The organism is Bradyrhizobium sp. 25ACV, from assembly GCF_054863005.1.
Genome location: NZ_JAVAYO010000004.1, coordinates 276,856 through 301,402 on the forward strand (window position 1 = coordinate 276,856; position 24,547 = coordinate 301,402).

Here is a 24,547-nt window from a genome sequence, read left to right on the forward strand (position 1 = left end):
GTCATGAGCATCCTCGCACTGCAACGGCCGCGGCTGATCCTGATCAGCCTCAGCATCGAGGCGATCGCGCTCGGGGTCTATCTGGTCCGCGACGCCTTTGGCGGCGTGATCCGCTATTACACCAGCATCTATCACATGGATGCGCTCTGGTATCTGCCCGATGCGGTCGCGCTTGCGTGCCTGATCCAGTTCATCGTGCATTGCATCCTGCGCAATCGCAGCACCCTGGCCCTGTTGGTGTTGGTCCAGATCATGCTGTCGCTCGTGCTTGGCTATTTCATGATGGGAACGGCAAACGCGGCGATCTCGTCCTTCAAGATGATGCTGCCGGTATTCGTCGGCTTCTGCTTCTGTGATTCGAGTCTCGGCTCGTACAAAAAGCTGCTGTCGGTCATCGCGGTGACCTTCTACCTCTCGGTCATCGGGGTGTTGCTGACGAAGTTCTACCTCATGCCCTGGGTCGGGTATAAATATGAGTCCTTTGGCGCAGTCCGAGAGGCGGGCCGGCTGTGGTGGGCCTATGGCGGCGACGACCAGCGCCTCATGGGTTTTGCGGCCGACAACACCATGGCGGCCTTCTTCATTCTCGTGTCGTTCGCGATCACCTCGATTCGCAAGAGCACGACGTGGTGCCTTCTGTTCGGCTCGCTCGCGGTCTATGTCATCAAGCTGACCACGAGCAAGACGACGATGATCGTCCTCGTGCTCTATCTGCTCCTGCTCGTGTTCGTGCGTATGCTGCCGGAGAAGTCGCGCTTTCCCGCAATCAGGGGCATCGCGCAATGGTCCTTTGCCGCGATCTTCGTTCCGTTCTTCATGATCGTGATCGCTTCCGGCACCGCCGCCGTCCCGCACTCGACGCTGTTCAGCATCGTCGATCGCATCAACAACAGCTGGCAGTTGCCGTTCGTCTACATGAACCAGCTCATGCCGATCGGTCTGGTGACGGGCTGCGGCGCGGGCTGCTTCAACTATCCGCAGAAGCTGTTCTCGCCGCTCGCGCACTTCTGGGTGCCCGTCGACAATTTCTACATCGGGACCTACCTGATGTTCGGTCTGCCGTTCGTCGCGTTCATGGTGATGGTGTTCAGGGCGACATTCGGAGCGACGGACGTGTACAAGCTGACGCTGATCTTCGTCGTCAACCTGTTCACGATCACGGTGTTGAACTACGGCCCGGCGTCCGGCCTCCTGATCATCGCATTGAGCTTCAGCGACGTGTTTTCGCGCCGCGCGGCCTCCGCACGGGCGGGCGACGCCGTGCCGATCGTCATGCGGCCGCCGATGCCGTCATTGGAAGGCTTCCGCCCGGACATACCGGCGGCGAGCGGAAGCAGGTGAGAACGAATAATGCATAAACGGCTCGCATTCATCGACACGCTGCGCGGCATTGCCGTGTTGTCGGTCCTGGTCCAGCATGTGTTCGAGGTGATCGTCGAGAAGCATCCGACGGGTGCCTATTACTGGCCCATCCACGATTTGTTCGGCTACTACATGAACTTTGGCCGGTTCGGCGTGGTGTTGTTCTTCTTCGTCAGCGGCTTCGTCATTCCGTTCAGCTTCCCGGACAGCGCCACGCCCGTGCGGGACTTTTCGATCAGCCGCTTCTTCCGACTCTACCCGGCCTACTGGACCTCGCTCGTGGTCGGGCTCGTGACGATGCAGCTGATGGATTCGAAGATCTATCCGCTCGGGCAGATCGCCGCGAACGTGACGATGTTGCAGACCTTCGTGAACGTCCCGAACCTCTGGGTGTTCTATTGGACGCTGGCGATCGAGTTGCTGTTCTATGTCGGATGCACCATTCTGTTTGCGATGGGGCTGCTGAACCGGCGCTTCACGGCGGTGACGATCGTCGTTGCGGCCGCGCTGGTCGGAACCACCGCCGCGCTCCTGGTGGAGAACAGGGCGGTTTCCTCGGTGATGGAGGTCGGGTTGAACCTGTCGGCGATGTTCCTGGGCAAGATCATCCGCGACACCGTCATCGGCGGAAAGCTGCGATGGTCCCACGTGGCGGTCTGCACGCTCCTATATGCGATCTTCGCCATCACCCTGGCCGACCGGCGATTCGGAGGCGTGTACCACGAGAACTTCTTCTACAGCTATTCGATCGCATCGGCCTATGTCTGCGCGGCGCTCGTCTTCATCGGCTTTGCTGTGTTCGGTGAGAGAATGGCGTGGCGGCCGATGGCATTCGTCGGCGTGATCAGCTATTCGGTCTACCTGATGTCGCCGTTCGTGCTCGTCTTCATCCATCGCCTTTTCTGGTTCGGCGACGGGCCGCTCGGATGGTCGATCTTCATGACCCTGATCCTGGCGTTGTCGATCCTCGTCAGCTGGATGACGTTTACATTCGTCGAGAAGCCCAGCATCGCCTTCGGACAAAGGTTCCGATCAGCACGGCGAAAGAAGGTCGTTCTCGAGCCCGCCCTCAGTACTCAGGGTGCTGCAGAGTGAGTAACGCGCTGCACCAGCCGGGCGCCGCCTACGACGGATCGTTCGTTCCCTCGGTCCAGGGGCTTCGAGGGATTGCCGCGCTGAGCGTGCTGATGGATCATTTCTACGACATGCCGAAGGGAGGCATGTACGACATCCCGGATCCCGGCTTCCTGCCGCCGCTCTGGCTCTGGCTGCAATCGGTGATCAATGTCGGCGGGCATGGCGTCGAGCTGTTCTTCATGATCAGCGGCTTCCTGATCCCGGCGAGCCTGGTGCGGCACGGCTCGCTGCCGCGGTTCTTCTTCGACCGCGTCCTGCGCATCATGCCGGTGTTCGTCGTCCTGCACCTTGCGCTGTTCGCGATAGGTCCGATCGTCGGTTACAAGTTCTTCCGTGGGATCGATCTGACGAGCTATCTCGGGATATTCGCGGCCAATCTGTTCTTCGTGCAGGACGCGCTTGGCTTGCCCATTGCCCAGCAGAATGCCTGGACACTGACCTATGAGTGGGCGTTCTACATCTGGTTTGCGCTGACATTCTCGATGTGGCGCGGCGGGGGCAAGCTGCTGGCGGCGCCCCTGATCCTGCTGGGTCTGGCCTGCCTGATGCACTGGCCGATCACGGCGTTCTTCTGCATCGGCATGCTGTTCAGCGCCACCGGGTTTCGCATCTCCATTCCCGGACGGGTCGGCCTGCTCGCGGGCCTCGCCTGCGGAGCCGCCCTGTATGCGAGCCTCGTGCTGTTTCACCCGTTCGTGGGGCTCCTTCCCGGATTCCTGCTGTTCGGCATGGTGCTTGCCCCGGAGTCGGGCCTTGGCAGGGCTCTGAGTGCCCCGGCCCTGCAATATGTCGGCAAGATCAGCTACAGCCTCTATCTCGTGCATCCCTTCGTGCTCTTCCCGTTGCAGGTGATCGGCCTGAAGCTGGTCGCCGCCGGCGTCGATCGCTGGCTGCTGTGGGCGGTCTTCATCGTGCTCGGGCTGGTGATGTCATTGGTCGCAAGCGCGATCAGTTATGAGCTGATCGAGGTCAGGTTGAGGCGCCTGCTGGACGGCGCGATCCGCGGCATGTTCTTTCGACCGCTGAAGGTCGGGCAATCGGTTTGAGCGACCGCGTGCCCGTCGCGGTCAGCTCACGGTACGGCCTGCGAGCTTGTGATAGGACCCCAGCAGCTGTTCGGCGATGTGGTCCCAGTTCAAAATGCCGGCCGCGGTCTGCTGTGCGCCATCCGTCAATGTCGCGGCAAGTGGCTTGGAGGTCAGCACGCGTTCGAGTGCATCGGCCAATGCAGGGGCATCCCCTGGAGGAACCAGCAGCCCGTTAACGCCGTCGGTGACGACGTCGGGAATGCCGCCGGTGGCGCTTGCAACGACGGGACGAGAATTGCCGTAAGCGGAGGCAAGCACGCCGCTCTGCGTTGCATCCTTGTAGGGCAAGGCGACCACGGTGGCGGATTGAAACAGCTGTCCGGTGTCCGCAGGCGAAATGTAGGCGTTGATGGTCTTGACCGTCGGCATCGCTTCCATCCGCGCGCCGAGCCGTGTCATCTCGGGGCCGCGCCCGGCGACGATCGCCTCATGCGCCACACCGCGCCGGGCCAACATGTCGATCGCGTCGATGAAGACGTCGAGGCCCTTGTAGGCCCACATTCGTCCAAAAAACAGGATGCGAGCGGCTTCGGGCGCGGTGACCGCATCTCGGGCCGGTGGAACCATGAGCACGCCGTGCATGCTGGAGACCGTTCCGCCCTTGAAGTCGGGCGAGGCGCGACGAAAATCCGCAATACAGCTCTCGCCATGGGTCGTGACGATCGACGCGGCGGCACGCATGTGTTCGCGCCAACCGTCTTCACGTGGCGAGGTGCCGGAGCCGCCTTCCGAATGCGGGATAGCATCGTGAACGGTCAGCACCAGGGGAATGCCGAGTGGTCGAAGGAACTGAATCAGCTTGGACGTATAGATCTCCGGAACTTCGTGACAATGAACGACGTCCGGACGAAACGAAATTATGTCGAGGAAAGAAGCCGGGATGCCGATCACGCCGCCGCGGCGCAGGCTCAAATCGCGAACCCGGGTCTCGAAGGGAGCCGCCACAGCGATGTCGGCCAGTTCCCATTGCTGGTTGGCGTCCTTGCGGTTGAGCACGAGCCTGACGTCGCAATGGTGAGCCAATCCCGAAGCGAGCCGGTAGGAATATTCCGCAAAATGCGGTGCGTAGATCGCCACGCGCAAGCGTTTCGAGCTACGGAGAGAACGCGGGGCCGGCGAATTCATCAAGGCATCCATTTTGCATCACATCGCAGAGAGCGATGGGAGTGTAGTCCACGATTTGAACTCACTTCCACTCTAAATCGGAATCGTGATGGCGCTCATCTGATTGCCATCACTCCGTCGTATTGTAGCGAGCAATCAGTCGCCGTTGTGAGCGGCGACAAGCGGTGGCGTGTCATCATCATTGTCGCGTCGTCTGGATCGGAATTGGGTCGAATTGTTGATGAACGTCACTCGAGGCAGGCAACATCAGGTCGTGGTGGCGCTGTTTTGGTCGCTCGCGCAGAATTGGGGCGGCCGCGCATTGTCGTTCGTGCTGTTCCTGGTGCTGGCACGGCTGCTCGATCCCGCGGATTTCGGTCTTGCGGCGCTGGTCGCCTTTATCCTGCTGCTTTTGAGCTCCATCGCGGAATTCGGCTTCGGTGATGCATTGATCCAGCGGCGGACGCTCGAGCCCGCCGATGTGACGCTGCCGTTCTTCTGCTCGTTTGCAGCCTCAGTGCTCCTGGCCGTTCTGATCGCATTGCTCGCGACGCATATCGAGCATTGGTTCGACGTGAAGGGGCTGGCGCCGCTGCTGACGGCCGCCAGTCTCTCGCTTCCGATCGGCACCGCGACCCTGTTCCAGGAGGCGCTCTACAAGCGCCAGATGGATTTTCGGGTGCTGGCGGTCAGGACCATGGTGGCGACAGCCATCTCCGGCGTCGTGGGGATCGCCTGTGCCTATGCAGGGTTCGGTGCGCTCAGCCTCGTGATCCAGGTGGTCGTTCAGAGCGCGATCAGCGGCTTGTGGCTCTGGAGCCAACCGCGATGGTTGCCGATGCGCGGCTACGATCTGAAGAGCTTTCGCGAGCTCTCCGGCTACAGCATCCACGTCATGCTGAACAGGCTGCTGGACTTCGCCATCGTTCGGACGATCGACATGATCATCCTGTCGCTCTATGGCGTCGCCGCGCTCGGCATCTACACGGTCGGCGCGAGGGTCTACATCATCCTGATGCAGTTGCTCACCCAGGCGGTCATGGACGTGGCGCTGAGCGCCTTGTCCAAAATCGCGCACGAGCGGGACCGCATCGCGGGCGCCTATTTGCGCAGCGTCAGTCTCGGCGCACTGATCGGATCTCCGGTCTTCGTGCTGCTCGCGGCGATCGCGCCGGAGTTCTCCCTGCTGCTGTTCGGTGCGAAGTGGGGTGGCAGCGAAGCGGTGATGCGGCCGCTGATGCTGATTGGCGCGGTCCAGACGGTGCAGTTCGTCAACAGCGCCTATTTTGGTGCTCTGGGCAAGCCGAACTACGTCTTTCTGCTCAACATCCTCAAATTCTGTACGGTCGTGCCGGCAATGTTCCTGCTTCCGTCGCGCGACATTGGTCAGCTGGCTACGATCTTCGCGTTCTCGCAGCTCGTGGTGACCCCCGTGACATTCGCGCTGGCGCTCCGGCTGCTGGGCTTGAGCTGGAGCCAGTTTCTGCGTCCCATTGCGGGATGCCTTTGCGCCATCGCTCTGGCCTACGGCGCGGTCGTGCTGTGCCGGGAGGCGACGCCGGGCATGAACCCGTACTTGCGGATTGGACTGCTGTCGTCCTGTTTTGGCGCGACTTATCTGACAGGCATTCTGCTGTTCTGGCGGAAGCAGCTCCTTTCCCTGATTGATTTCGTCGTGAAGCGCGGTGCGACCGCTTGATGAAGACGAGGAGGATGTCGTGAAGCAACTGATCCCGGTGCCCGTACGCAGGCAGCTCCGAGGCTGGCTCAACAGCGCGAAGAATACGCCGTTGGCACTCGATCTGCTCGAGCTGCGCAGATGGCAGATCGCCCGGAGGGACGTCGGCGTCAACGCCGCGCCGCGCAACACTCCGCGCCGGCTCGTCGTGCTCCCCTCCGATCCCTGGAGCGTTCGTCAATCGCGCGGCGATGAGGCGATGATCGAAGCGGCCACTGGGGAGGTGAAGAAGACCTATCCGAACCTCGAGGTCTACATCGTCACCGCTACCGCAGCGGCCAGCGCGGACGTGCGCGCGATGGGTTTCAAGCCGCTCGAACTCTGGAGACAGCCGTTCTCATACGAGACGGTCGCGCAGGAGCTGTCGCTCACCAGGCCGGATTTCGGACTGGTTTTGGGGGCCGACGTGCTCGACGGCTACTATTCTCCGGTGGATGCCGCGCGCATGCTGCTCGTGGCCGACCTGATGGCTGCATTCGGCGCCAAGGTCAGCGTGCTCGGCTTCAGTTTCAACTCCCGCCCGGCGAAGGCGCTACGCGAGGTGTTCCGGCTGCTGGACCCGGGCGTGGTCCTGAATCTGCGCGATACAATATCTCTTCAGCGTTTCGACGATTTCGCGCGGAAACGCGCCCGTCTGGTTGCCGATGCGGCGTTCATGCTGACGCCGCGGGCGGATACGGCCGCAGTGAAGCAGATCGCGGCGACGATCGCGCGACAGCGCGAGCAGGGTCGCAAGGTCTTCGTCTTCAACATTCATCCGATGTTGTTCAGGAAGCCGGAGCCAGCCAAGCTGCGGCAAATGATAGAGCTCGCCGCGGGCGCCATGGAGCGGCTATCTCGCGAGCACAATGCAAGCTGGCTGTTGCTCGCCCACGACTATCGCCCCGAGATCGCCGACGACAATTGCCTGCGGCCGCTGGCTGACCGCCTGAAGCCCACGCTCGGCGATCACGTGCATCATGTCGATCAGGCGCTGTCGGCGGGCGAGATCAAGGCCGTTGTCGGTCTGGTCGACGGCGTGATCACCGGCCGCATGCATCTGGCGATTGCGGCGCTGGGGCAGGGAACGCCCGTCGCAGCGATTACCTATCAGGACAAGTTCCAGGGCCTGTTTGCTCACTTTGGCGTCAGCGAATCGCTGTTGCTGTCGCCGGCCCAATTCCTGGTCGACGACAGTTTTGAGAAGTTTGTGCTGCAGTTCCTTGGCACCCACGAAGTCGTCGGTGAGAAGGTACGTCAGATGCTGCCGGATGTCATGGAGCTGTCCCGCGCCAACATCGCACCGCTACTGGGCGAGAGCGCGATGCGGACGGTGCAGGAGGCCGGCGGCAAGGTCGCCTGAACGCCCTCATGTCGCCGGCAGGCGTCAGTTGACCGCCCGGACGGGGGTGTCGGCTGCGGCCGGCTTGCGTGAGGACGTGGCACCAATGTCGGCCCAGCGGTTGATGAAGCGCCGCGCCGGATTTTCGAAATAGGCGTAGGTGCGGTCCGCGGCGATGGTCAGGACCGCGCAACACGCCAGGGCGAACAGGCCGAACTGATCAGGACGCAGTCCGAGCCAAATCCATAGCGGCTTGAACACGGCAATGAGAATGGCATCGTGCAGCATGTAGATCGCATATGAGGTGTTGCCGAGCCGTCCAAGCAGGCGGGCGCCTGGAAACTCCTTGAAGGCGCTTTCGCCGACCGCCGTGAGCAGAATGGCGCAGGAGAACAGCAGGATGGCGAGGTCCGGCTTGGCGAAGACGTTGAGAACGAGCACGGAGAGGCCGAACGTGCCGATGCCGGCGAAGATCATCCGCTTGTGCCGGTAGGGATGCGACATCCGGAATAGAATGGCGAGCAGGATTCCATTCAGGAAGCTCGGCAGTGCGCGGAGCATCCCGTAGTCGAAATTGGCGCCATACATCTGCGACCGTTCCTGCCAGATCGGCAAATGGCCGTGGGCAAGGACCAGATAGAGCGCGGCCACGATCGCGCCGAGCACGATCGGTTGCACCTTGCGTGCAAGCAGCATCAGCAGTGGAAAGATCAGATAGCAGAAGAACTCCGCGCTGATCGACCAGGACGGCGAGTTGAAGCTGAGATGATCGGTGACCCCCCACGCCTGGAGCAGTAGAAGGTTGTACAGGAAGTCCAGCGGGGTCGAGCGGGCCGTGCGCTCCAGGCCGACGCCGATGAGCACCACGAAGATGAGCAAGCTCAGTAGATGCAGCGGATAGATCCGCGCAATACGCCGGATCATGAACCGGGAATAGGCCGCCACGCCACGTGCATCGGACGGGTAGGAATAGGAGATCACGAAGCCGGACAGGATGAAGAACATGTCCACGAACAGGCCGTAGGACCCGTTCCAGGCCGGCGAAATGCCCGTGTCGATCAGCTTCAGGTGGAAGATGAAGACCCCGAGCGCGGCGACGAAGCGGTAGAAGTCGAGAACGACAAAACGTCTTGCTTCACTTGCTTCCATCGGGCCTCGGAGTCCTTGCGCGGTTCGTCTCGCTTCTAGAGACGAATTGTGACGCAAGTTCGCAAAGTCGCGGCCGATGCGGCGCTATCGCGGCGGTCGGCCCGAATTCATGGGTGCCATCCAAATGTGGATGGCGGCCGGCTTTTGCTCATCGATGAGGCACGCGCGCCCAACAAACGTAAAGGGGCCGGGACATGATCCCGGCCCCCAAAGGGTCTTGGCAGGAATTTGACGTGCTCAGACGAACACGAAATCGTGGCTCGTCAGGCTGCTGACATACACGTTCTTCAGCAGGATCGAATCATTGGCCGAGAACGTGATCAGCGCGTTTGTGCCGGACTGCGTCATCTGCAGATGACTGTAGTCAGCGGCCAGGAGCTTCGAGATCTGGACCACGTCGTGAGTTGTGCCGTCCCCGGCCTGGAAGTTGAGGATCTGGTCCTGGCCATGATCGTAAGCGACCGTGGTCGAGTTTGGCGCGGCCGAAAACACGTCATTGCCGTCCCCGCCCTGGATCGTCACGCCGCCGGCGACGGCCGTGACATTGTGGGTGCCGTCGGCCTTACTCTGATCGAAGAATTGCAGCGCGCTGGCCGAGTTGTAGTTCTCGTGCTGCGTCGTACCGGTCTGTCCGTTGAAGTTGAACAGGAAGACGTCCTTCGAGCCGTCGACGTTGTTGGCGATCTCCTGGGTCTTGGTCCCGGAGCTGTTGTATATGTCGGTCAGCTTGCTGCCGTCGTCATGGATGATCTGAGTATAGTCCAGAGTGCCGTCGGCGTGGGTCCGGGTGAGCTCGACCATCTTGCCCGAGGCATCGAGGTGCTGATGCTGGGTCGTGTAGGACTGCCCGGTGATGTTGTAGTTCCAGTTGTCGGACGTGCCATCGGCGTTCTTGATGTAGGCAGCGCTCTTCACGCCGCCGGCATAGACGGTCGTGGAGCTGTAACCATCGCTCTTGGTCGTCACCTCGCTGGTGATGACGCCGTTGGCGTCGTACCAGTCGGAGGTCTTGGTGCCGTCGGCGCTCTGCTCCAGCGTGAAGGCCAGGCTGTTGTCCGCGTGGGTGCGAACGATATCGGTGAGGAAGCCGGTCGAATCGTAACTGTCGTGCTCGTTCGTGTAGTTCTGGCCGACCACGTTGAACTGGAAGACGTCCTTCGACCCGTCGGCGTGGTAGTCGGTTTCCGTCTTCTTGACGCCTGATGCATCGTAGTTGGTGACCACGCTGCTGCCGTCGCTGTTGACGATTTGGGTATAGTCGAGCGAGTTGTCGGCATGCCAGCGGGTTACCTCGGTGGTCTGGCCCGATGGATCGAGGTGCTGATACTGCGTGGTATAGCTCTGCCCGGTGATGTTGTAGCTGTAGTTGTCGTGACTCATGTCCGCGTTGGTGATGTAAGCCGCGGTCTTGACGCCATTGGTGTACACCGTGGTCGAGCTGTAACCACTCGGCTTCTGGACGACCTCGCTGGTGAGCACGCCGTTGGCGTCGTACCAGTCCGTGGTCTTGGCCCCATCGGCGCTCTGCACCAGCTTGAACGCCATGCTGCCGTCGGCGTGCTTGCGAATCAGCGTGGTGAGGAAGCCGGTCGCATCGTAGATGTCGTGTTCGGTCGTGTAGGTCTGGCCGGTGATGTTGAAGAGGAAAACGTCCTTGCTGCCGTCGGCGTGATGGTCGGTTTCCTTGGTCCGCGTTCCTGCGGCATCATAATTGGTGACGACGCTGCTGCCGTCGCCGTTGATCACCTGGGTATAGTCGAGCGTGCCGTCGGCATGCTTGCGGGTCACGGCGGTGACCTTGCCGGACGGATCGACGTGCTGGATCAGCGTGGTGTAGCTCTGGCCGGTGATGCCATAGGCATAATTGTCCTGGCTGCCGTCGGCATTCTTGACATAGGCGTTGGTCTTGACGCCGTTGTTGTAAAGCGTGGTCGAGGAGAAGCCGTCGGCCTTCTGGATCACCTCGCTGGTGAGGCTGCCGGCCGCATTGTACCAATCGGTCGTCTTGGTGCCGTCGGTCGTCTGAGTAAGCTTGAAGGCGAGGCTGCCGTCGGTGTGCAGCCGCGTCAGGCTGGTGAGAAAACCGGTCGAATTGTAGACGTCGTGCTCGGTCGTGTAGTTCTGGCCCGTGATGTTGTAGGTCCAGACGTCCTTGCTGTGGTCGGCATGATAGGCGGTCTCGACCAGCTTGACGCCGCTGGCGCTATAGGTGGTGATCACGCTGCTGCCGTCGGCGTTGTAGACCTGCGTCGAGTCCAGCGAGCCGTCGGCATGGCTGCGGGTCACCGAGGTGACCTTTCCGGATGCATCGAGATGCTGAACCTGGGTGGTGAAGCTCTTGCCCGTGATGCCGTAGGTGTAATTGTCCTGCGAGCCGTCGGCATTCTTGACGTAGGCGGCCGTCTTCACGCCGCTCGTGTAGAGCGTGGTGGAGTAATAGCCGTCGGACTTCTGGACGACTTCGCTCAGAAGGGTTCCGGCCGTGTTGTAGGTGTCGGTGGTCCTGGTTGCGTCGGTGTCGACATGAACGAATTTCGTCTTCACGCCGCCGGTGTAGCTGATCAGGTCCTTGGACCCATCGGTGTAGGCGACGGTGGTCGAGGTCGGCTGTCCGCTCGCATTCAGGCCGGTGTCCGACTTCGACACAAGCGTTCCGCTGGAATTATAGGTCTTCGTGCTGCTCCAGGTCGCAGCCGAGTTCGTCACCGAGAACGAGTAGCCGCCCTGGATCTTGGAGAGGGCGCTGCCGTAATGGGCGATCATGTAGTCCATGGTCGCCTTCGAGGCGACCGGCAGGACGTGCGAATCGGTCAGCGTGATGGTCTGCAGGGCCGTGGAGTCGCTGAGGTCGGACAGTTGCGGCACGATCTCGGCGGCCGTGCCGCTGACACTGGTCCTTGTATCCGGCGGAGTCGTGGTCGTCGGAGGCGCGTCGATCTCGATGATCAGCGGGTGATCGCTGACCGGGATGGTGATCGTGCTGACGTCGGTGTAGCTGGCGATCGCCGTGGTCCCCGTCAGCGTGTCGTACACCTTCACCGAATGATGCACGCCGCCGAGGTTCACCGTGACGGTCTCGGTCGGATTGGAAATCTCGGTGTCGTTGGCGTCCTTCCAGAGCTTCGGCTCCGCCCACACGACGAGCTCGTAGGCGCCGTTGCTCTTGCCGAGCACCATGCTGTTGCCTGTGGCTGGCATGTTGCTCAGGGTGTAGTTCAACGGATCAGTCGGCTGCTGGCTGCCCTTGCCGTCGTCCGCCAGAATGGTCGTCAGGTTGTGAATGGCGGTGGCGGCGAGCTTCGGCGTCCCGTCGGAATTGAACAGTCCGAAATTGGCCTCGGGATTGGTATTGCCGGCGGAGGAGTCGCGGTCGAACAGCTCGTAGAGATAAGTCGCGCTGACGCCGGCCTTGTAGGCATCGACCAGGGTGTTCAGGATTGATTTGGCCTGCACCGTCTCGTTGACGCCGAGATATTGGGTATTGGCCTGCGTGGTGTAGCCGGTTTCCGTGATGACGACCGGCTTTCCCGGTGCCGCGGTCATCACTGCGCTCAGTGTCGCCGCAATCGAACTGCTGGTCGTCAGGCTGGTGCTGACATAGGCATGGGCGTTGGCGTAGTCGACCGAGCCCGACATGTTGCCAAGCTGGCTGTAGCCCTGCGGATCGTTGTAGGCCAGTGACAGATTGTACACGGGGATGCTGCCGAGCGCGGCGTTGGCATTGACGGCCTGATAGAGCGCGCTCTGGAACTGAGCTGCGGCGGTCAGGCTCGAGCTGCCGTTGTAGCTGAAGGGCTGGTGATTGGCCTCGTTGAGCCCTTCGATGGCGCTGATGCTGCCCGGGTGGCTCGCCACGAACTTCTGAAGCGAGGCGATGTAGTTCTGCAGCCCGGTTGTGCCGGTCTGGGGCAGCGCGGACGACACCAGGAAGTCGAACTTGTAGCCGGCAGCGGCCAGACCCTCGACGACGGGTTGCGCGGCCGGGCTGGTCCCCATGGCGTCGCGGAGATGGGTGACGCCGAGATACTCGAGGTCATCGACCATGAGCGCGAGATTGTTGTAGCCGGTCCAGCCGAAGCCGGCGTGCGTGTTGACGCCGATGGAGTCGATGAAGCCGCTGGCGGACAGGATGGTTTGATCGGACATTGCACACTCGAGTTTCAGCGCGAACGAAATTGCTCGCAGGGATTGCGTTCAAGCTTCTCTGTCGAGTGTGAATTTCAGATAAAAATGGAAGCTACAAATCGTGAGCGAAACGAGGTTCCTTGTGCAGGAACAGACTTGCTCTGTGTTGCAGCAGAATATTGATGCGATGCCCGGGCAGCATGGCGTGAGGAAGGCGCTTTCAAGATTTTCGCGATTTGCACTGCTGAATGTATGCGCAGGCCGCGCGAACTGGATTTTACATGACAGATTTTGAGCGAGCGGTCGGCGCGCTCGCGGCGCGCGAGGTCGGCAAGGAGCAGCAAGACATTTTCTCGCTGTCCGTCGATCGAAGTATCTTCGTCTCATTCCTTCGCGCAGCTCGCGCTTTCCTGCACGGGAAGTTCGCAGATGCCGCTTCCATGGGCGGTTAAACCAATCGATTTGCTCGTAATGGTTGTGGTTGCTCAGGGATGGTGCAGCGTTCGCCGCGGAATCTGCTGATGAAGACCATGCAGCCCGGTTTCCGGATCGGAACCAGACCTGATTCGCGCACCGCCAGCGCGGCCAATCAGCCGCGGCGGGCCAGCATCAGAAAGTCTCCGCGCCATCCGATGACCGCCGTTGCAATCGCGGCGATCGCGATCTTGCCGGCCAACCATGCCGCGGGCCCCGTCGGTATCGAACCGAGCGATCCGATCAGGATTGCGGCCACGCCCGCCTGCATGACCAGGGGCCAGCGCGGCAACGCCTCAAACCGCAGCGTGGGGCCGAGTGCGACCAGTATGGTCGCGAGCGTGGCGAGCGAAGCATAGCTAACCGCCGCTCGCGGCGACAGGCCGGTCGATACCGCGACCACGGCGAAGGACACGACGAGGGCGAGCTGGCCGGCCGCGACGACGACGAGCCTGGTCGCCAGCTTCTCAAGGTGGGGAATGACCGCGATCGTCGCCTGCAGATGGGTGTGCAGGAAATAGAAGGCGGCAACCGTTGGCGCCGTCTCCAGAAAGCCATCCAGGCTCGCCTGCGGCACCAGGATACGGGCGGCATCTGGAATGAATCCAATCAGACCACCGAGCAGCACGAGGGTCGTGCAGATCATGAATTCGAACATCCGCCGCGCCGACTGCACCGATTTTGCGCTGCCTCCGTGTTCGAAATCGTTGACCACTTCCGGGTAGCTCACGGTGTGGATCGCTGCATTGAGGACCCAGAAGGGACGCTGCAGGAGGTCGAGCGCAATCGAAAAGCCGGCCCCGGCCCCGGTCGCGCCCAGCTGGCCGACGACGATGACACGGAGCAGCACCGGCACCGACAGATGGATGACGGACGCGCCCGCCGCGAGCATGCCGTAGCGGGAGAAATCCTTCCAGTCGGCCAGCATCGCCTGCAGCGAGACGCGCTCCATCGGGGTGCGATAGGCGACCAGGCCGGCGAGCAGGCCGAGGGCGTGACCCGAGGCGATACCGAGCAGCGCCGCTTCGGCCGTTCCCCAGATCATTGCCCCCGCGGCCGCTCCGATCAGAAGGGCGGTGGCACGCAGCGCGAGCAGAAAGGATGCGATGCCCAGCCGGTCGGACAGGCGGACCGACAGGAAGTAGAGATCCGTTAAGCCCTGAAGCACGGATATGCCGAGGCCCAACGCGACGATCCCCGTCGGGAGCACGCTGGCCAGAGACGCGCAGCTCCCGACCACGACGAGCGCGGCTGCGCTCGACAGGCCGGCGGCAAACAGCGACCACCTCAGCCGCGCCGCCTCGTTCTCTTTGGCTGCCGCCAGAAACCGCAATCCGGCCAGCTGCAGCCACTCGAACATCAGGACGCAGAGCAATTGGCTCGAGGCCAGCGCAAGGGAAAAGTTGGTGTAGTCGGCGGCGGGCAGCAGATGGCTGATCGCGAAGATCAGGATGATCGCCGCGGCGCTCTGATAGACATAGCCCGCCATCGCGAGGAGGCGTGTCATCGCGGAATGAGGCGCTCCTTGCCGACGACGGACGGTCCGTGTGGCGCTTCGGCCGTTGCTGCGCGCACGTGCGACATCCGCTGCTCGCGCAATTGTTCATACAGGTTCTTGTATGACGACAGCACGTCGGAGAATATCCACTTGTTGGTATCGGCGATCAGCCGCCGGCTGATCTCGTCGATCTTGTGCGGATCGGCTGCGACCGCGAGCATGCTCCTGGCCAGGGATTGTGGATCGGCTTCGGTCAGCCAGCCGGTCACCCCGTGCTGGATGACCTCGGGCATGCCGCCGAAGCGCGTTCCCAGCAGCGGCCTGCCCGCCGCCTTGGCATCTGCGACGACCAGCGGACCGGGGTCGTGCCAGATGGAGGGCGCGACCACCACGTCGACCTGCTTGTAGAAATCGTCCGGCGCCACGAAGCCCATGAACTCTATTCGCGCATCCGGCGCGAGCGTCCTGAGGCGTCTCTGTTCCTCGTCGCTGACCCGGCCGGCGATCATCATGCGGATGCGATCGCGGGGCAGCAGGGCCAGGGCGCGCATCAGGTTCTCGATGCCCTTTTCCTCCGTGAGACGGCCGATGAACCCGAACGTCACTTCCGTGGTGCAGATGGGGCGGGGATAGGGCTCGTGCGGCGGCTCGGTCGAGGCGTTGCGGATCACGGTGCGGATCGGCGTCTCCGAGAACATGCCCATGTCGGTATGAATGGACAGAACGCGCTCGCTCACGCCGACCACGGCGCTGAGCCAATGCGTGGCGCGCTTGCGATGAAAGCTCAGAATTCCGCAGCTCGTGCAAGTGTGCTCGCAGGACCGTCCGTTCTCGAAACGGGAGCAGCGCGGGCAGGTCAGATAATAGTCGTGAAGCGTATGGAGCACGGGGACCCCGAGCTGGGCGGCAACGCGCCAGACCGCGGTGGTGAGACCAGACAAATTGTTGGAGTGCAGCACGTCCGGCTTGAAGGCCCGGATGCGTTCCGCAATCAGGGGGGCCTGCATCTGCCAGTCGTCGACCGCGTGCCAGATGCTACGCAGCGCGACGTTCTTCTGCTCCGTGAAGGGCAGATACACGTTTCGCACCGGCGCGGAATAGACGTTGATGCCGTCGCAGGTTTCCGGAGCCTGATGAGGCGTGGATGCGGCCCGGATCACTTCCACCTCGTCACCGCGCTGCACCAGGCCTTCGGCGAAACGCCGGGCGAAAATCTCCGCGCCGCCGACGATCTTTGGGGCCTGAGGCGTCGGATAAAGCGTGGACGTCAAAAGAACTTTCATCGCGTCAACCTCATGTCTGCAAAATCGCGTCTACCGCGCCGGCCTTATCTCCAGGGCGGGAACGGCACTGTCATTGGCTGCAATCAGAACCGGTGTGCTCGAAACGGGGATCCAGACCCCGGCCGCAGGCCTTGCCGCCTGGTCGCACGGCATCGCAAAGCTTGCGCCCTGTTGATCGCCCTTGAGCCGGATCTCGTAACGTCGGTCCGGGGCCTCAGACCAGACCGCAACTCTGCCGCCGGAAGCGGTCGATGCATTGATCGACACGACGCCGCTGGCGAGCTCGCGGCGCTCGGCACTCAGGCTGGGGCGAATGAAGGCCCAGGCCCCCTGGGCCGCGCAGGCAACCGGCTTTGGCGAATTATCGAAACGATAGAGTCCGAAATTATCCTCCAGCTCCGACGGGTTCTTTCCACTGTCCTTGAGCTCGTAGAGCCACATGCCCTTGAGCCAGCGCGTCGCGGTCGACGCCCACAGGATGAGCTGCGCGGTATTGTCGGCCTGGGCCTGCTCGCTGACGCCGCATTTGTTGGTGGCCGTGGTCCAGCCCGTCTCGGTGACATAGATCGGGAAGTCAGGATTTCCGCTGGCCTGGCCGACCATACGGTGAAACGCCGTGAGCCGGTCGATGATCTCGGCCGACGTGCGTTTGCTCGGGCCCATGCAGAAATTGTAGAGATGGATCGAAGCACCGTCCGCATGCTGAAGAATGCCGGTCCGCAGCATCTTCTCCGTCCATGTCCAGCCCGGATCGTCGCCGAGAGCTCCGACCAGGAAAGGCGCATGCGGTGCCACGCGCTTCACCGCCGGCCGCGCGACTTGCGCGAGCGCCAGATAGTTCTCCGGCGAGAACGCCGGATCCTTCTTCGCCGCCAGATTCCATTCGTTCCAGAGTTCGAAGACCGGATGCTGTGCCACGACCGATTGCGCCGCCGTCGCAGCATAATCGGCGAACCGCTGCCGCGCTTCATCGGTTGTCGGCGGTGTGGAATTCGGAACCAGATGATGGCCGAAGGCGAGGATCAGGAGGGGGCGCGCGACGCCGGATTTGACTTGCGCTTCGAGCCGGCCGAGCCTGGGCGTGAAGCCCATCCGGCGTCCCCCCACCTCGAAATCGGACCAAGGAAAATCATCGCGGAAGGCGTTGAGGCCGAGCTGCTTGATCTGCGCGACGTTTTCCGAAGGAACGTATCCGCGCGCGCTCACCGGGCCACCCAGCCCCTGATGGGTGCCGACGCCGAGCAGGAATCGGGCATCGAGCGGCTGCGCCTGCTGTGCGCAGACAGAGACCGGCAGAAAAATCGATGCGATGAGGCCCGCGAGGCGGAAGCTGTCGCGAACCAAGGTGCGTGAGAATATCATCGGCTAGTTCATGCTCGCGCGTGCTGCGTTCGCGGTGACACCCAGTCCGGTCAATGACATCGCCATCGCGATCTCCTGCATCTGCGAGGGCAAGTGTGAACGTCGAGCCGCCCAGCCATCAGAAATTCTTGGAGAGGTCCGACTGCAGCCCCGCCTTTGCGTCGATCGGTGTCCGGTCGTCATGGAGCAGCTCGGCATAGACCTGCTGCAATTGCCCATGCGTCTTCTGAACGTCATAAAACTGCTTGAACCGGTCATAACCGCGCTGACCCAGCACCTTGAGGTCGAGATCGAGTGCGCGCCGGAAGCCGTCGACGAGCGGCTGGACCGCGACGGGCTCGCAAAGCACGCCCGTCACGCCATCGACGACGATCTCGGGCAATGCTCCGCTACGGAACGCCAGGATGGGTTTGGCCGCGCGCATCGCTTCCAGGGCAACGAGGCCGAAGGCTTCCCATCGTGACGGGATCACGACGAGGTCGGCAGCCTCGAGCTGGGTCTCGATGGTCGGGCGATCGAGCCAGCCCAGCAGCGACACGTTGGACGGGACGCTCGGGCCTTCGTACTTATTGACGACGGAGGCGCCGATCATGCGGATCTCCAGCACATCCTCGAGCGAGCGAGCCGCTTCGATCAGGAGATCAAAGCCCTTCTGGCGGTCCAGCCGTCCGATGAACAGGACCTTGACCTTCTTGGACGTCCAGTCGGCCGCGACAGGCTGCGGCGTGCGGCTCCTCGAGATGCCGTTATGGACGAGGGTGAGGCGCTCGGCGGGAATCCCGGCGCGGATGGCTTCGTTGAACTCGTCGCCGGAGATGCAGATGATTCGGTCCGACGTGCGCGCAAGGAGGTTCTCCGCCGCCTTCGTCACGAGGTGACTGAGGCGGCCGGTCTCGCGTGAAAACGCCCAGCCGTGCGGGCAATAGACGACGCGCGGGCCGTCGGAGCGGGCGGCCAGCGCCGGGCGCAGCACGAGGCCTGCAAACGAGGAATGCAGGTGGACGACATCAGGACGAAAGGCATCCAGCGCTTGCATGCTTGCGCGCAACATCTGGAATAGCCCGGCGATGCCGCGGCCGGACCGTTCGAACGTCGTAATCTGGTTGTCATCGATCGCCGGAAGATCGCGACGATGATCCGACGGCACGACGTAGTGCACGTTCCCGGCGCCGAAGCTCGCCTGTTGCTGTGGGTGCAACTCGTTCAGGTAGCTGGCAATCCCGCCCCGGATCGTCTCGGCGATGTGCAGCACTTTCATCGTTTGCCTTCCGTAGTGCGGCGTTGGAGAGCCGGACATCCTGTATCCCTGTTCTGAGTTCGCTAGTGCGAGAGACAGTTCCTCGAATACGTAGCGATATTGGGGCAGCGATGTGGTGATGTTGCGCCAAGCTCTTTGCGCGCATGATTGTCATAGGAAGAACGAAAAACAATTCGTGGAACCATATGCACGTGCGCGAGTTGCAGCCAGTTGCAAATTGTTTGTGCGGAAACCGATGCGCGCGATAAGCGAAGTGCATCGAACTTCAAGCAGCGCTGGCAACGTTTGCCGATGGTGTGAGATGATCGAGCAGCGACTTCGCCGACTTCTGCCACGAAAAGAACGCAACGCGTTCCTGCTGCCGTCGGCGCTCCTGATCGGAGATGGCGCCGATTGCCAATCTTTCGAGCATCAGCTGCTTCAACGATACGGCATCATTGGCGTCAAAATACGCAGCGGCGTCGGCACACGTCTCCACGACCGCATCGGCCGTCGAGGCGATGACCGGGCAACCGAAGATCATCGCTTCGAGCGGCGGCACGCCGAAGCCCTCGTACAGCGAGGGAAACACAAATGCCGATGCATACGCGTAGAGCGCTGCGATCTCGCTGTCCGTCAGACGCCCGGCGAGCAGCAGGCCGGCAGCGCCCTCGCCCGAATTGTCTTGAAAGACCTTGCTGTTGTCGCCGCCGACGATGACCAGGGGAACGTCAGTCCGGTCGAGCAGCTGGATGGCACGGATCGCGACCGAAAGATTCTTGTTCTTGGTTCTTGAGCCCACATAGAGAAAGAACTTTTGCGGCCGAATGCCGAGCCGGGCAATGATGTCGGGATCAGGCTTTGTCCTGGCGAAGTGTTCGGCGCTATTGGGGAAAACCGGGATCGCCGTTGCTGACAGATTCAGCACCTCGGCAAGCTCTTTGCGCGAAAAGGCCGACACGGTTGCGATGCTTGCGTGCCGGGCGAGCAGCCGGCCCATGGTTCGGTGAACTGTCAGATAGCGCCAGTTGAAGAAGTCGGGCCTGCGAAAGACTTGTGCGTCGTGGATCACCACAATGTGGTCGCGATGGAACACGGGGCCGGAATTGGCGAGACTGATCAAGCGGCCTCCCGCAGCGGCGCGCGCCAGGTCGATTTGGTCCCAGGCGTGCCCGCGCAAGCGGCCGACGGCGCGAATCTTGATTCGCTCCAGCTGGAGCTGCTCGCTTGCATCCACGGGCGTCAGCAACTGCCAGTCTGCGTTCCGTAGCGAGGCGGGAGTTTGCTCCGACGCCAAAAGCACGTCGATCGCCTTGACGATCTCGGCGGCATAACGCTGAACGCCGGTGAGCTTTTGCGACAGAAAGCGGCCGTTGATGAAGAATTTCAATTGGCTACCACAATGGTTGATCGGAGTCCGGGCCGACCCTGCAACAAGCAGGCGGGGGACGAACCGCAAAGGAGCAACCGTTAGGTACAGAAATATGACGCAGCCCTGCACAGCGGAGACGCCCCGCCTGCATGGCTGGCGCTGCCTTGCTGCATGTGAGGTCGCGGTGTAGATGTCCGCCATGAGTGACGATACCCACTCCCTCCGCAGCGGAGGGCTGACCGCGACCATCAAGGCGCAGGGCGCCGAGCTGTGCTCGTTGAAGGACAATGTCACCGAGTTCGTCTGGCAGGCCGGGCCGGAATGGCCGCGCCATGCGCCGCTGCTGTTTCCGATCGTGGGGCGCCTCGCCGGGGACGAATTGCGGCATCGGGGCAAGACATACCGGATGACCCAGCATGGCTTTGCGCGCGACAGCCGCTTTGCATGGACGGAGCGCGGCGAAAGCCGCTGCACGCTGGTGCTCGAAGACAGCGAGACGACCCGCGCGCTCTATCCGTTCGCGTTCCGTCTGACGGCCGCGTATGCGCTCGACGCCGCCGGCCTCGATCTGACACTTACGATCGCCAACACCGGCAAGGAGGCATTGCCGGCTTCGATCGGCGGCCATCCCGCCTTCAATTGGCCCCTCCAGCCCGAAAGCGCGAAAGAGGACTACGCGCTGACCTTTGGGAAGGTGGAATCGTCTCCCGTCCGCCGTCTTGATGGCGGGCTGCTGCGCGCGGCCGCGGAGCCTGGTCCCGTCAAGGGTACGCAGCTGACCTTGTCCGAATCCCTGTTCGTCGATGACGCCATCATCTTCGACCGGATCGAGAGCAACGCGGTCCGCTATGCTGCGTCCTCCGGCCCCTGGCTGAAGATGTCTTGGCGCGGCTTTCGCGAGCTAGGCGTCTGGTCGAAACCGTCGGGCGCGCCGTTCCTCTGTATCGAGCCCTGGCGCGGCTATGCCAGTCCCGCCGGCTTTGACGGCGAGTTCACGGACAAGCCGGGCCTGATGCAGATCGCGCCGGGTGCGGAAGAGCGCTTGTCGTTCCGGATCGAGGTCGGATCGTCCTGAGTCGCCGGGCGTCGTTGGCTATCAGACCTCGATGCGTGTGAGATCCTCGCCGAGCACGACCGGCCCCGCATAATCCTGCCGGACATCCGCAAGCAGCGCGTTCAGCATGGCATCGTCGGCGCGCGGCCGGTGATGGGTCAGCGCGAGCTTCTTGACGCCGGCCTTGGCCGCAACCTTGCCGACGGTGTCGCCGCAGGCGATCGTGAATTTCGCAAGGCGGCGGAGGTGCTCGTTGTCGATCTCCGGCGTTGCGAGAAAACAGCACTGGACTAGCAAATCGGCTCCCTCAGCCAGCCGCTCGAGCCCGGGGCAGGGGACCGTGTCGCCCGAAATTGCAATGACCTTGCCCTCCGCCTCGAAGCGGTAGCCGAGACACATCCATCGCGCGAGAAAGGCCGGCGGCAAGTCGAGGCCGTCGCCATGCGAGACCAGCTCGGCGCTGATCTTCCAGCGCCCGGTGTCGAGAACGGGCCCGGGGATGATGTCCGTCGCGACGACGGGTTTCCAGTCGCCGAAGGCCGGCTCGCCCTTATCGCGCCAGGTGATGTCCTTGTCGTAGACCTGCGTGACCAGCGTGTCGACGAGCCGCTCGGTATCCGGCGGTCCATAGACGCGCAGTTCGTCCTTGCGTCCGTACATCCATGAATTCAGCATCACATCGTAGAGGTCGCCGATGTGGTCGAAGTGATGATGCGTGAGAAAAACCGTGTTGATCGCGCCGAGCGGAACGCCGGCCTTGCTGAGCTGCACCACAACGCCGCGGCCTGCGTCGAACAGGATATTCTCGTCGCCGAGCCTGATCAGGGTGGTCGTCGCCATGCGGCGCGGGTCCGGCCGTGGGCCGCCGGTGCCGAGCAGTATGACCTCCATGGTGCCTACTCCAGCGTGAAGAGTCTCCACAGTAGAGTTTAAGGCGGCAATGAAGCAAGCCGCATCGGGGCGGCAGGGACGGAGCAGGGGCTTCAGCGCGTGCCGGCCGCAGTGGCGGCGATGGTCGGCGGGAGGATTGATCGGTCCGATCCCGCCGACGTCAGACGGTGCGCGAGATCCTGCGCGCGCTGCTCGACCAGATGCCAGGTCGCGCGCGCGACGAGATAGCTGAGCGCAGCCGTCACGGCATAGGCGATGAGCAGCGAGGCCAGTCCATCGGCGAGCGGCCAGATCTGATGCAGGCCGTAGATCACCGCGAAGTGCGACAGGTACATCGAATAGGAATTGCGGCCGAGCGCCTCGAGCGGCTGGAAGCGGATCGCAAGCTTGATGCAGCCGGCAACCAGCGCGCCGAGCACGAGGTTGATCATGAGATAGTTGAATTCGTGCGAGCCGGTGATGCGGTTGGCGACGAAGGACAGCGCGATGAAGACCGCGTAGATCGCTGCGTCCGACCGGGCAAACCCGTCGCGCAGCGCGAAGAACAGCGCACATCCGACCAGGAAGACCGGAAGCTGGTTCAGGATGCTGATGTGCAGCGTGGTCCAGACGAACGCTTCGTGACCGGGACCGTAATAGGCGGAGAACAGCGCGAAAGCCCACGGCTTGAACAGGCAGACATTGACGAGATGCAGCACGATTGCCAGTGCGAGATAGAGATGGCGGCGCGACCCGAACGCGCTGATCAGAAGCGGGAAGACGAGATAGAAGGTCATCTCGGCCGCGATCGACCAGTCGCCGGGCACGACGCTGTTGACGCTGTCCGGCCAGAAGCCGTGCAGGAACGTCGCGGTGAGGATCACTTGAACGGGCCCGATGCCGTTGGGCGCGTTGGCGCTCGGGCCGGCGCCGTTGATGACGAGGTAGACCGGGATCGCGAGCCAGAACAGTGGCGCGATGCGCAGGAAGCGGCGAATATAGAACTTCCGCGTCGGACTGGTTTCGACACGCTGCGTCCACATCAGGCACATCGTCATGGCGCTGACGAAGTAGAACACGTTGACGCCGGTCCAGCCGCACATGAAAGCGTAGTCGACGGCGTGGATATTCGACGGAAACGACTGCGAGACGTGGATGGCCATCACGCCGGCGATGGCGAGGCCGCGCAGGACATCGAGCGTGTGCGAACGGCCGAACGGCGCCGTGCCTTGCTCGGTTCGACCGGCAGCCAACCGGGCCTGCCCCTGCATCACGCCTGCTCCGTGTTCCACATTGTGCGGGCGGGACAATAGAGGCGCAGGTGCGCCTTCCGAAGCCGAAGGCCATTTTTACGTTAACCGGCGGTTGAGTCCGAAGGCGAATGTGAGGGATCGGCGGCGCAAGGCCCCTGCGGGGCCGCCCTGCGCTATGATGCGCGGAATGAGAATTGTGGGCCAATTCATACTTAATCCCTAGAGACCATGAGCAATATTGTTTGCGCGTCGCAACGCGCCTAATATTCCGGCAGGCAATTTCGGGGGCTCGAACAAGTCGTGAATGTCCGTTCACATGGCAGCGCATTGCGCGGTGACTTGAATTTCCAGGTCGGGTCCCAGGCACACAGGACACCCAAGACCGTGGTTGATCCCGCACTTAAGGAGTTGCGTCCCGCCGGCCGCGAGCGGCTGATCGTTGTCGAGGACGATCCGGTGACGCGGACCATGCTGGTCGGCTATTTCAGCGAGAACAATTTCGACGTGGTCGGCGCCAGCTCCTGCGCTGAGTGCCGCCAGGCGTTGCGCGCCCGAACCGATCTCATCTTCCTCGACGTGCAACTGCCTGATGGCGACGGCTTCGAGCTCGCCAAGGAGATCCAGGCGACCAGCAACGCGGGCATCATCTTCGTGACGCGCCGCGACACCGACGTCGATCGCATCCTCGGCCTCGAGATCGCCGGCGACCACTATGTCACCAAGCCGATCAATCTGCGCGATCTGCTCGCGCGCGCCCGCAGCGTGCTGCGGCGGCGCTCGCTCGATCGCAAGGCGGCGCGCAACCACAATTCGATCGCCTTCGGCGACTGGATCATCGACCTCACCCGGCGCGAATTGCTCGGCAGCGACGGCAAGCCGGTGGCGCTGACGCGCGCCGAATTCGATCTGCTCGCGGCGCTGGTCGGTGCCGACGGACGGCCGCTCAGCCGCGACTATCTGATCGAGGTCGTCAGCAACCGCCAGGCCGAGGTCGACATCCGCACGGTCGATGCGCTGGTGGCGCGGCTGCGCCGCAAGCTCGTCGGCAGCGGCACGCCCGTGATCGCGACCGTCACCGGCGTCGGCTACAAGCTCGCGCTCAGCGAGCGGCTATAGGCAC

General features: G+C 62.6%; 18 protein-coding genes. 8 read left to right on the forward strand and 10 right to left on the reverse strand.

The window, feature by feature from the left end; genetic code table 11:
* Nucleotides 1-3: 3 nt before the first annotated feature.
* The 3 genes from RAD04_RS11385 to RAD04_RS11395 are packed head-to-tail and all read left to right on the forward strand — an operon-like array spanning nucleotide 4 to nucleotide 3,545.
* A complete protein-coding gene (locus tag RAD04_RS11385; RefSeq protein ID WP_461619603.1) occupies nucleotides 4-1,341 on the forward strand; it encodes a hypothetical protein in 1,338 nt (445 codons plus the stop codon).
* Nucleotides 1,342-1,350: 9 nt separating this feature from the next.
* Nucleotides 1,351-2,457 carry an acyltransferase family protein gene (locus RAD04_RS11390; protein WP_461623861.1) on the forward strand — a complete coding sequence of 369 codons (1,107 nt, stop codon included), beginning with the start codon at nucleotides 1,351-1,353 and terminating at the stop codon, nucleotides 2,455-2,457.
* The gene (locus RAD04_RS11395; RefSeq protein ID WP_461623862.1) at nucleotides 2,454-3,545 is read left to right on the forward strand and encodes an acyltransferase family protein; all 1,092 of its coding nucleotides are present in this window, start codon (nucleotides 2,454-2,456) and stop codon (nucleotides 3,543-3,545) included. The genes RAD04_RS11390 and RAD04_RS11395 overlap by 4 nt, the downstream gene beginning before the upstream one ends.
* A 21-nt stretch (nucleotides 3,546-3,566) precedes the next feature.
* Here RAD04_RS11395 and RAD04_RS11400 read toward each other — a convergent pair whose 3' ends face one another.
* Nucleotides 3,567-4,664 (reverse strand): glycosyltransferase family 4 protein, encoded by a 1,098-nt coding sequence (locus RAD04_RS11400; RefSeq protein WP_461623863.1) that lies wholly within the window; start codon nucleotides 4,662-4,664, stop codon nucleotides 3,567-3,569.
* Between the two features lie 268 nt (nucleotides 4,665-4,932).
* Between RAD04_RS11400 and RAD04_RS11405 the strand changes: the two genes are divergently transcribed.
* Both RAD04_RS11405 and RAD04_RS11410 read left to right on the forward strand, forming a co-directional pair.
* Nucleotides 4,933-6,390 carry a lipopolysaccharide biosynthesis protein gene (locus tag RAD04_RS11405; RefSeq protein ID WP_461623864.1) on the forward strand — a complete coding sequence of 486 codons (1,458 nt, stop codon included), beginning with the start codon at nucleotides 4,933-4,935 and terminating at the stop codon, nucleotides 6,388-6,390.
* A gap of 19 nt (nucleotides 6,391-6,409) precedes the next feature.
* On the forward strand, nucleotides 6,410-7,771 hold the full coding sequence (locus RAD04_RS11410) for a polysaccharide pyruvyl transferase family protein (RefSeq protein ID WP_461623865.1): 1,362 nt from the start codon (nucleotides 6,410-6,412) through the stop codon (nucleotides 7,769-7,771).
* Between the two features lie 24 nt (nucleotides 7,772-7,795).
* Here the strand turns inward: RAD04_RS11410 and RAD04_RS11415 are convergent, their stop codons facing one another.
* Entirely contained in the window at nucleotides 7,796-8,899 is a 1,104-nt protein-coding gene (locus RAD04_RS11415) for an acyltransferase family protein (protein WP_461623866.1), read from the reverse strand.
* 237 nt (nucleotides 8,900-9,136) lie between these two features.
* Nucleotides 9,137-13,045, reverse strand: a complete 3,909-nt coding sequence (locus RAD04_RS11420) for an RHS repeat protein (RefSeq protein WP_461623867.1) — start codon at nucleotides 13,043-13,045, stop codon at nucleotides 9,137-9,139.
* Between the two features lie 227 nt (nucleotides 13,046-13,272).
* Between RAD04_RS11420 and RAD04_RS11425 the strand changes: the two genes are divergently transcribed.
* Nucleotides 13,273-13,476: a hypothetical protein gene (locus RAD04_RS11425; RefSeq protein WP_461623868.1), complete on the forward strand. Its 204-nt coding sequence runs from the start codon at nucleotides 13,273-13,275 to the stop codon at nucleotides 13,474-13,476.
* Between the two features lie 137 nt (nucleotides 13,477-13,613).
* Here the strand turns inward: RAD04_RS11425 and RAD04_RS11430 are convergent, their stop codons facing one another.
* From RAD04_RS11430 to RAD04_RS11450, 5 genes are all read right to left on the reverse strand, one after another.
* Nucleotides 13,614-15,005: a hypothetical protein gene (locus RAD04_RS11430; RefSeq protein ID WP_461623869.1), complete on the reverse strand. Its 1,392-nt coding sequence runs from the start codon at nucleotides 15,003-15,005 to the stop codon at nucleotides 13,614-13,616.
* Entirely contained in the window at nucleotides 15,002-16,279 is a 1,278-nt protein-coding gene (locus RAD04_RS11435) for a glycosyltransferase family 4 protein (RefSeq protein ID WP_461623870.1), read from the reverse strand. Before RAD04_RS11435 ends, RAD04_RS11430 begins: the two co-directional genes overlap by 4 nt.
* Nucleotides 16,280-16,309: 30 nt before the next feature.
* Nucleotides 16,310-17,641, reverse strand: coding sequence for a hypothetical protein (locus tag RAD04_RS11440; RefSeq protein WP_461623871.1), 1,332 nt, complete (start codon nucleotides 17,639-17,641; stop codon nucleotides 16,310-16,312).
* Between the two features lie 118 nt (nucleotides 17,642-17,759).
* Nucleotides 17,760-18,899: a glycosyltransferase gene (locus RAD04_RS11445; RefSeq protein WP_461623872.1), complete on the reverse strand. Its 1,140-nt coding sequence runs from the start codon at nucleotides 18,897-18,899 to the stop codon at nucleotides 17,760-17,762.
* 265 nt (nucleotides 18,900-19,164) lie between these two features.
* Entirely contained in the window at nucleotides 19,165-20,268 is a 1,104-nt protein-coding gene (locus tag RAD04_RS11450) for a glycosyltransferase family 4 protein (protein ID WP_461623873.1), read from the reverse strand.
* A 181-nt stretch (nucleotides 20,269-20,449) separates the two neighbouring features.
* On the opposite strand from RAD04_RS11450, the gene RAD04_RS11455 reads away from it, so the two are divergent.
* Entirely contained in the window at nucleotides 20,450-21,325 is an 876-nt protein-coding gene (locus RAD04_RS11455; protein WP_461623874.1) for an aldose 1-epimerase family protein, read from the forward strand.
* Nucleotides 21,326-21,346: 21 nt separating this feature from the next.
* Here RAD04_RS11455 and RAD04_RS11460 read toward each other — a convergent pair whose 3' ends face one another.
* Nucleotides 21,347-22,195 (reverse strand): MBL fold metallo-hydrolase, encoded by an 849-nt coding sequence (locus tag RAD04_RS11460; protein ID WP_461623875.1) that lies wholly within the window; start codon nucleotides 22,193-22,195, stop codon nucleotides 21,347-21,349.
* A gap of 92 nt (nucleotides 22,196-22,287) precedes the next feature.
* The gene (locus RAD04_RS11465) at nucleotides 22,288-23,445 is read right to left on the reverse strand and encodes an acyltransferase family protein (protein ID WP_461623876.1); all 1,158 of its coding nucleotides are present in this window, start codon (nucleotides 23,443-23,445) and stop codon (nucleotides 22,288-22,290) included.
* Nucleotides 23,446-23,727: 282 nt separating this feature from the next.
* Here RAD04_RS11465 and RAD04_RS11470 point away from each other — a divergent pair, with 282 nt between their 5' ends.
* Nucleotides 23,728-24,543 carry a response regulator gene (locus tag RAD04_RS11470; RefSeq protein WP_461623877.1) on the forward strand — a complete coding sequence of 272 codons (816 nt, stop codon included), beginning with the start codon at nucleotides 23,728-23,730 and terminating at the stop codon, nucleotides 24,541-24,543.
* Nucleotides 24,544-24,547 lie beyond the last annotated feature (4 nt).

Coding starts and splice junctions, on each gene's coding strand:
- RAD04_RS11385 (WP_461619603.1), top strand. CDS start 4: ATGAGCATCCTCGCACTGCAACGGCCGCGGCTGATCCTGATCAGCCTC.
- RAD04_RS11390 (WP_461623861.1), top strand. CDS start 1,351: ATGCATAAACGGCTCGCATTCATCGACACGCTGCGCGGCATTGCCGTG.
- RAD04_RS11405 (WP_461623864.1), top strand. CDS start 4,933: ATGAACGTCACTCGAGGCAGGCAACATCAGGTCGTGGTGGCGCTGTTT.
- RAD04_RS11415 (WP_461623866.1), bottom strand. CDS start 8,899: ATGGAAGCAAGTGAAGCAAGACGTTTTGTCGTTCTCGACTTCTACCGC.
- RAD04_RS11420 (WP_461623867.1), bottom strand. CDS start 13,045: ATGTCCGATCAAACCATCCTGTCCGCCAGCGGCTTCATCGACTCCATC.
- RAD04_RS11425 (WP_461623868.1), top strand. CDS start 13,273: ATGTATGCGCAGGCCGCGCGAACTGGATTTTACATGACAGATTTTGAG.
- RAD04_RS11430 (WP_461623869.1), bottom strand. CDS start 15,005: ATGACACGCCTCCTCGCGATGGCGGGCTATGTCTATCAGAGCGCCGCG.
- RAD04_RS11435 (WP_461623870.1), bottom strand. CDS start 16,279: ATGAAAGTTCTTTTGACGTCCACGCTTTATCCGACGCCTCAGGCCCCA.
- RAD04_RS11440 (WP_461623871.1), bottom strand. CDS start 17,641: ATGATATTCTCACGCACCTTGGTTCGCGACAGCTTCCGCCTCGCGGGC.
- RAD04_RS11445 (WP_461623872.1), bottom strand. CDS start 18,899: ATGAAAGTGCTGCACATCGCCGAGACGATCCGGGGCGGGATTGCCAGC.
- RAD04_RS11455 (WP_461623874.1), top strand. CDS start 20,450: ATGAGTGACGATACCCACTCCCTCCGCAGCGGAGGGCTGACCGCGACC.
- RAD04_RS11460 (WP_461623875.1), bottom strand. CDS start 22,195: ATGGAGGTCATACTGCTCGGCACCGGCGGCCCACGGCCGGACCCGCGC.
- RAD04_RS11465 (WP_461623876.1), bottom strand. CDS start 23,445: ATGCAGGGGCAGGCCCGGTTGGCTGCCGGTCGAACCGAGCAAGGCACG.